This is a genomic window from Paenibacillus sinensis (assembly GCF_019904155.1).
Lineage (GTDB): Bacteria > Bacillota > Bacilli > Paenibacillales > Paenibacillaceae > Paenibacillus_AQ > Paenibacillus_AQ sinensis.
In genome coordinates this window covers 1-7855 of the sequence record NZ_JAHCMB010000011.1, presented here as the reverse complement: position 1 = coordinate 7855, position 7855 = coordinate 1, and the positions used below count along the sequence as shown (strand labels likewise).

At 42.5% G+C, this 7855-nt stretch carries 2 protein-coding genes; both read right to left on the bottom strand.

Going from position 1 to position 7855, the window contains the following annotated elements:
- The coding region (locus KIH86_RS00600) for an RHS repeat protein (protein WP_223110252.1) at nucleotides 1-5058 on the bottom strand (5058 nt) is incomplete at its 3' end.
- 343 nt (nucleotides 5059-5401) lie between these two features.
- Nucleotides 5402-6313, bottom strand: coding sequence for a hypothetical protein (locus KIH86_RS00595; protein WP_223083953.1), 912 nt, complete (start codon nucleotides 6311-6313; stop codon nucleotides 5402-5404).
- Nucleotides 6314-7855 lie beyond the last annotated feature (1542 nt).

Sequence of the window (7855 nt, the reverse complement as noted above, 5' to 3'; positions counted from 1 at the left end):
CTTTTGTGCTTCTTGTCCTAAAATACTTCTGATTGTCCACCAAGCTTGAGATTGGTTTCCCTCTTGAATAGCTAAATCAAGATATATATCTACCTCAACTTCATTAACCTTATGACCTGAGGGGTCATTATATTTTAACGGATTATTATGCACGTAGGTATACAAATTCAAACTCAGCGGATTATCAATCTGCCCTTCATACGTATCCTCATTGATAAATCGTCCGATACTCGGGTCATAATACCGCGCTCTTAGATAATAAAGCCCAGTCTCCGCATCATACATCTCCCCTGCATACTTAAAGGAGTTGGATACTCCTTCTGTTTGACTTGTAATGTTCCCCCATGCATCGTAGCTATAGCTGTTGACCACGTTACCGCTTGTATCCACGATTTGGACTACATCTCCATGACCGTTATACAGATAATAATAATCCTTCCCCGCTGTTTTGTCTTTCTTGACCAATAAGCGGTCCCCTCGGACATACGTGGATTGCTGCACAATGTAACCACCACTCAACTTCTCTTCCGTAATCACTTGACCGTTAAAGTCATAGTTCACTTGTGAACTTGTAGTTCCAGTACTCTTCAGATAGCGCAGTCCATCTGCATAGTATTTAAAGCTGGTCGTACTGCTTCCTTTGGTTACAGAGGTTAACGTATTGAACAAATCATACGTATAGCTCGTATCCGTCATATCTAGACTAGCGCTGCTCGTATCGGAAAGGGTCTGCCGGTTCCCACGAACATCATAGGTGTATGTTGTACTTCCACCATCTGGACGCGTGATCGAGGTCAAGCGATTCAAGGCATCATAGCCATAGCTAGTTGTCTGAGCAGATCCGTTGCTTCGAACTTCACTTGTCGAGACGATATTTCCATTATTGTCATACCCATAACTGAAGCTCGACAGCACATTACTGCCTTTGCTATTCCTCATCGTCTCAACCCAGCCCAAAGCCTTGTTGTACGTATATTCTGTCTTCAGTGTACTGCCATCGGTCAGCGTTGGGTACGTGATGGATTTCACCAAGTTGTTGGCGTAATAGCTATATTGGACATTTGTCGATGCATCGGTCGTCAAGGTCGAGCTGCCATTGGTCTGAACTTTGTCCAGGCGTTGCTTGTTGTACTGATAGTTCACATAGAAGTTCAGATAGTTGTCATTAAGCTGGGTGATTCTTCCAAGCACATCTCGTTGATTAAGAATGTAAGAAGCATGCTCAGTGACCCCGGATGAATACGCGATATCATATCGATTACGAACCTGGTTTAAGCTATCGACGTTGATTCGCTGCGACGACTGGATCTTATTCTTATCGTTAGTGTATTGATACGTAGTTTGATAGCTTGGTGATGTCTCACCAAAGACCAATTCGGTTATTTGGGTTTGCGCAACATTGTTCACTGTTCCGCTAACCGTCATGGAATTCTGTTGCCCGCTCTCGTCATAACTGTAGTTGAACACGCTGCCGTTTCGGTCGGTACGGCTGCTTAATTGTCCAAGGGAATTATAGTTTAGACTCTCGGTCTGTGAAGAACCATCTTGCTTAACTGTTGGGAGACCGATCTCGTTATAAGTTTTAGTGTTTAATATTTGTTCCGTACCACCTTTGGCCTGAACCGTAACTTTGGAGATCTGGCCAGTGCCATCATACGTATACCGGGTGGTCTGATTCAGTGCGTCCTGAATTGATGTCAAGCGGTTCAGCGCATCATAGTTGTAGACAGTTGTAACCCCTGCATCGTTCTGATGATTCATAGGGTCCGTGTAACTGATTACATTGCCGCTAATATCATATTGATAGCTTTCGGTGATCGGCTGCGACTGGCTCGGCCAATCTTTATACGTGCGCTTGGAAGTAGCCCGTCCCCAAGGATCGTATGCCGTTTCCAGATAGTTGAGCTGCTCTTGCGTATCGGAAGCTACCATGTAACTCGTCGATTTCCGCTGCTTTAAATCATAGTCTGATATATACACATTACCGAACGAATCGGTCGCCCGGTTTTGTCTTCCCCACACGTCATAGCCGGCGGTGACTATATTCCCCAAATCATCCCGTTGATAGGTGGGATTGCCCTGGTCGTCATAGTGATACTGGGTAAAGACCCATTTCCCTGCCTTTTCATCCAAATGCTCTTCCAGCAGCGCTAATCCTAATCCATTGTATAGCGTGTTGGCATATGTCTTCATCGTGTTGCCATTGGACTGATTCGTAACGGTTTTGATGGTGTCCACTTTTAGAACCTTAGTTCCGGCATTGACCGCATCAAAGTTAGTGGAAGTTTGATTATAGTAGTTATATTCGATTACCTCGGTATATTTTTCTCCCTTCGTATTAGTTCGCACCGGGTGTGTTTCTTTTTTCAGCCGCCCGGCTACATCATAATCGTATTGAGTAGTCTGGCCGTTACCATCGCTTTGACTTTTCAGGAGTCCCGTTCCCGGATCATAGGTCATCGTGGTTCTCACTATTTTCTCATCAGGCTTGTCGATATTGAACCACTGCTGTTGCTCTGTAGGATAGGCATAGTTATATTCCGGACCGTATTTCGTTACCTTCTTGGCAATGGTTTTCCCCAGCGAATTAGTTATTGCCGCCGTATCTTGCGAAATGGCGCCAAGGCCGTTTGTATACTCGTAGTCATAGCTCGTTGTTTCACCCAAGGCATTGGTTACGGCTTTATATCTGCCGTTTCCTGTATAGGTATAGCTTTCCTTTACAGCTGAGGCATCGGATTCCTTGAGGTATGATGATTTTGACGCCAAAAAGTGGTAGGTAGGTTCATATTGGTATGTTATCGTATGATACTTCTTAATCCCTGAGTTGTTGAGCTGTTCGGCAGTCAACGGGTCCGTTTGACTTTGGACTAAACCCCAGTCATTGTAGGTTGTTTCGGTATATAAGTGATTGGCCGTTTCATCACTGTCGTTAGGCCCATATTCTGCGATTGTTATTTGCGTTGGGGATTGGGTGAATTTAGAATCGTAAGCCGTATAGCTGGTAACCTTTCGCTCATTGTTGCCAGCCACGGTTTCGGTACGTAACACCCGGCCGTCTTTATCAAAGGTATTGGTCGTCCGGAGTCCATTGGATGCTGTGTTGCTTGCAACGGTTGATGTCGTACTGAACCGGAAATCGCTGGGCAAATTGCCGGGGTATTGTGTAGAAGTATTACCGGTATAATTCCCGTCATAAGTATAGTTGATTTGTTGATAGCCCTGTGATCCAGCGTGGTCGATTCTGGATAAGACATGATACTCGACCACGCTTTCGTTCGAACCAATATTCCTGTTCACACTCCCGTATTCATAGTTGGTCGTCGAGTGGGTATAGCTAACCTGGGTAGGAAGGGCATAAAAGTTATATCCATAATACGAATAATAAGGACTCTCATACCGGTAGTTAAAATTGGTCTGTTCTCCTAACTGATTTGTAATGCGCGACAACACCGGAACATATACATTTTCAGTTGGAGCGAAAAACTCCGAAAACTCCGAAAGCTTAACTAAATTACGACCTTTGGTTAAGGTCACTTTTTGCGTCTCTGTTGCACCATTGTAGACGCGTATATCAATGTCTTCACCGTCAAATGCGCCTGTTGTATTCAAGCTGTTCTCATAACTGAATGTGACTACTCTTCCCAATGTGTCAGTGATGGAGGACAGTTTATCGTTACTATCATAATTAAATCTGATTGTATTCCCGAAGCGATCAACCATTCCAATCAGTTTCCCGAAGGCATTAAAGTATTCACGTGTAAGGTTGGAGTATTCAAGATACGCCCAGGAGCTGTCAGTGCCGTTTGAGAAGCTCCCTGTATTATCAAATACAAAACGCTTGTCTTTTCCTTTGTAGTTGAGCAGGTTGGTGTAATTAGACAGTTCATCATTCAAATCCGAGCCTACTTTATACATGTTCCCTTTTCCATCATCGTAGTAGACATAATCATTGCCATATCTGCTCACAGATGGGAATTGGAAAGACCAGCCTGCTCCAAGATCCGGCATAGCATATGACCAATATCTATCTATTGTCCCCCAAGAAGGATTAACAGTATCATGAAACCTGAATGTTACAGCATTATTTGAATTATAAATGATGCCCACATCAAGATCTAATCCATCTCGTCCGGGTAAATGGATCAGATTTTCTTTTCGAGTCAAGCTACCCGACACTGGGTCAATCATCTCTCCTGTCGAGTTACGGTCATTAAACTGGGGTTTCTGTATTTTAGAGATTTGAACCTGAGTTGCATCTTCGAATACACTGGAAACCGTTGCCTCAAAGGTTGTCATGGTTGTCATGTCAGTGGAAGAAGAAAGAAGCGAATCTGGGGTCGATTCTCCTTCCTCGTATACCGTTGAGACTACGGTTGCGGATTTTTCCAGAGGAGCGTCCGTCTCGGCTTCGTTCACATCGATTTGGGGAGCAGGCTCCTGGGTCTCCGTCTTTTCAGCTTTAAGCTTCTGCTCGATTTCTTCCCAGGTCGAATTGCTTTTCTGTTTTTCTTTCCACAAGTTCATTACATCGATTTCAGGGAAATCAAGAATCAGAAGCTCCAGCCAGTACACATCTTCAATCGAAGCGCCAGCAGACGCTAGCTTCTCAATATCCTCTTTTGTTAAATCTCTTGAGGTTGTTGAAATTGTCGCTCTACGCTGCATGGAGGACAAATTGCTCGACTGAAGCAGTTTCTTTTCAGAAATTTGTTTTTTTAGATTTTGGAGATTAAGGAGTTTCAAGTTCGATTCTTCATAAACCGCTGCTGATACCGACAATTTTTCATCCAGAATCCCTGAATTTGAATTCGCAGCAAGATTTCGTTTCGTATTGTTAGGCTCCGAAGTAGGGCCTGGGGTACTTTGAGGTTGCAGGTCAGCATCATTCTCGATGTTATCAGGCGAAGGAGAGGGAGCGGGAACATTCTTCTTTTCAGTGGCAACTGTTTTTTCAGTCTTTCCTTCTGCCGCTGCGACTAAAGGTGCGCTAGGTATGACACCAAAGATTAAGGATACAGATAGGATGATTCGTATAAGTGCATTTAACTTTTTCAACTTAACGTCTCCATTCTTAATTGGTTATGCAAATCGAAATATTCGATATTTGAAGATTATCCGCTTCGATTCAAACTGATGACCGAGAATAGTCACGGTTCGCTGTGATCCCCAATCGAAGACATCGGAAAGAACAACGAAAAAGTAGTTGATCGCTCAATAAAGAGCGTCACCTCATCAAACCCTTGTATAACCGCTCCAAGGCACATCGACGCTTAGACACTCGGTACAACAAAATCTTCTGTTCGTTCATGGCTTGTTTGTAATTGCCCTTTATTTTGTTGTTGTAGTTTCATTAGGTTTGAATACAAACGCAAGCCTAGATGTTGAATTTGAAAATTCGTCAGCTTCCAATGGGATCTGTAATAACAATACCTGACGATTTTTTTATGGATACATTTCGTGTAATTACAGTCTGCACACCTGATGTATTGGTGATTACCACTTTAATCTGATAGCTTGAAGTTGACGCTGTGGGATAAGGCATCTCTGTCGTAAATCTAAAACCTGAAGCATGTTTTCCATATTGAGGATACACGTTGTACACATCTTCTCTAGATATGGTGGTATAAGCTGATGTTTCTAGTGAGTTGTTAAAATATAGAGAGATACTCTGAACAGGAATCATATCTAGATACCAGCCCGAGACCGTGATTTGGTTGGATGAGCCTTGATTGATGTAATACGTATAGCTGCTACCTTCCGTTGGATCATCAAGATAGCTTCTAATAGGTAACACAACAAATTTGAATGATTTGACCAATGTCGTCTCTTCACCACTTTTATTTCGGACGACAACCTTTACTTGGTAGGTGCTGTCAGTTCGCGGGAGCGAAAGACTATAGTGAAACCCGGCATAATGATTATTCATCTTTGGATAAGTGGCATACAGATCTTCTCTTTGATCGCCGTAGACTGCCAAACCTTGATATGTATTGTTTAAATATACTTTGATACTATCTACCCCATTTTTGTCCATGTACCAGCCTTGAACTGTAAAGGCGGTATTATAGACTTCGGAAGGTGTCTCCAAATCTCCAAAACCTTTGATCCTCTTACGAATTAGGTTGCCATTTCGATCATATTCGTAGGTAATATAGCCTTCCACAGCCTCCGACAAGATCAATCTGCCGTTGGAATCATAATGATAAACACCCGGTGCGGGCAGTCCTTCTCCTAGTGCTGTCCTTGTACCGTCTGAGAGGATTCCCACCAGCAGAATGAAAATCAATAACAGAATGGTTTGTTTTTTCAAAGATCAATCCCTCCAATTCCTTTTTTTATATTTCAGTATAAAAAATGTATTATGTCGAAATCACTCGTTTCGTGTTGTCGAATCCATTTACATGTGAACAAACATAAACAGTTCTGTCATAACAGAACGAGAAATTATTGTTACGTAGGTTAATGCATATAAAGATGAAGTCAGGCACTCCCAAGTCGCCTTCGATTCTCTTCATGATACTTACAGCCGGTTGGGGTTATCACGTCCCCAACAACTTAAGCCTTTTTTAGGTACACCCCTTTTCCCCTCAATATACCGATCCTTCGACAGTTCCCAAGATCCATAATAGCCGCATGCTCCTTAACTCCAGCTACACCGTATTCAGCATATCTCTGGGAAAGGGCAATGGAATGATTTATGATAAGCAGCAGTTTACGGGCTGTGTCGCTTAACATGGAATCGCTTCCTAGTCAAACCATTCCCGAACATCCGCTCTGTTAATAGAACAGAAAAAAATCCCGTTGCTAGTAACACAACGGGATTCCACGAACAAACATTCTCAAATATAAAGTCGTTAACTATATATATTTTTATATATTCTTGGCCGATTCCTATAAATACGGAAGTCGGCCAAGATTCTCCTTAATTATAATTAAGCTACTATATCCTCGTAATCGTCAGGCTTAGTAATATTTATTTTCTTATATGAACACGGAACTCAAACCTATCTCGGAAATACCTCACTCCGGCAATCTTAATGCTATCAGGGCTGTATGCTCTATGCAGCCGCCATATTCCATGAGGTGACCGATTGGATCTGGGTCGAGACGGAACCAGACGGAAACGCGAGCGCCGGTCAGGCTGGCCGTCAGATATTCGGCGTCGGTGGTGAGTCGTTTGTATGTAGGGTTCAATGGAACACTCCTTATGAAAATACCCTGCCGCAATGGACAGGGTATACTTTTTAAGCAATCATTGCTTGCAATTCTTCGAGTCCTATTGGTTTTAAAAGCGGTGAGCACCCATANCTAATACCATGTACTTTCATCATATTTCTTAAGTATTCCATATAACTTATTTCTTTACATCGAATTGAAACAGGATTGGCTTTACATTCAAAAAACTTACCACTATAACCATCCCATATTCCTAAATCTACTGTGGCTCGATCGCCACAATCGGCAGTTTTTTTTGCAGAACAACGATATCTTACTACTTGTGATGTACCTCTACCATTTTCAATATAAACTTTTGCTCCCCAACCAATATTCGATTGTGTAAGAATTTTAGCACCACCATANCATAACCCGAAACCCTTATTCACTAAGGCGATTATGGTTTTCCGGCCACCTATAGCACCAAATTGACTAACCCATTTAGATAAACTTTGACTTAAATCAGATATTCTCCATCGTTTAGATACTTGAATTATTCGACAAAATTGACGAAAGTAATCTCGTTTAACCTTAAAATGCTCGGCAAATTCCCTTGCAATACCCTCTATGGGTTCATCGACCTGATCAGTTCTCGTAAATGATATGTAATTGGGCTGGCTCATTTAAAGATCACTCC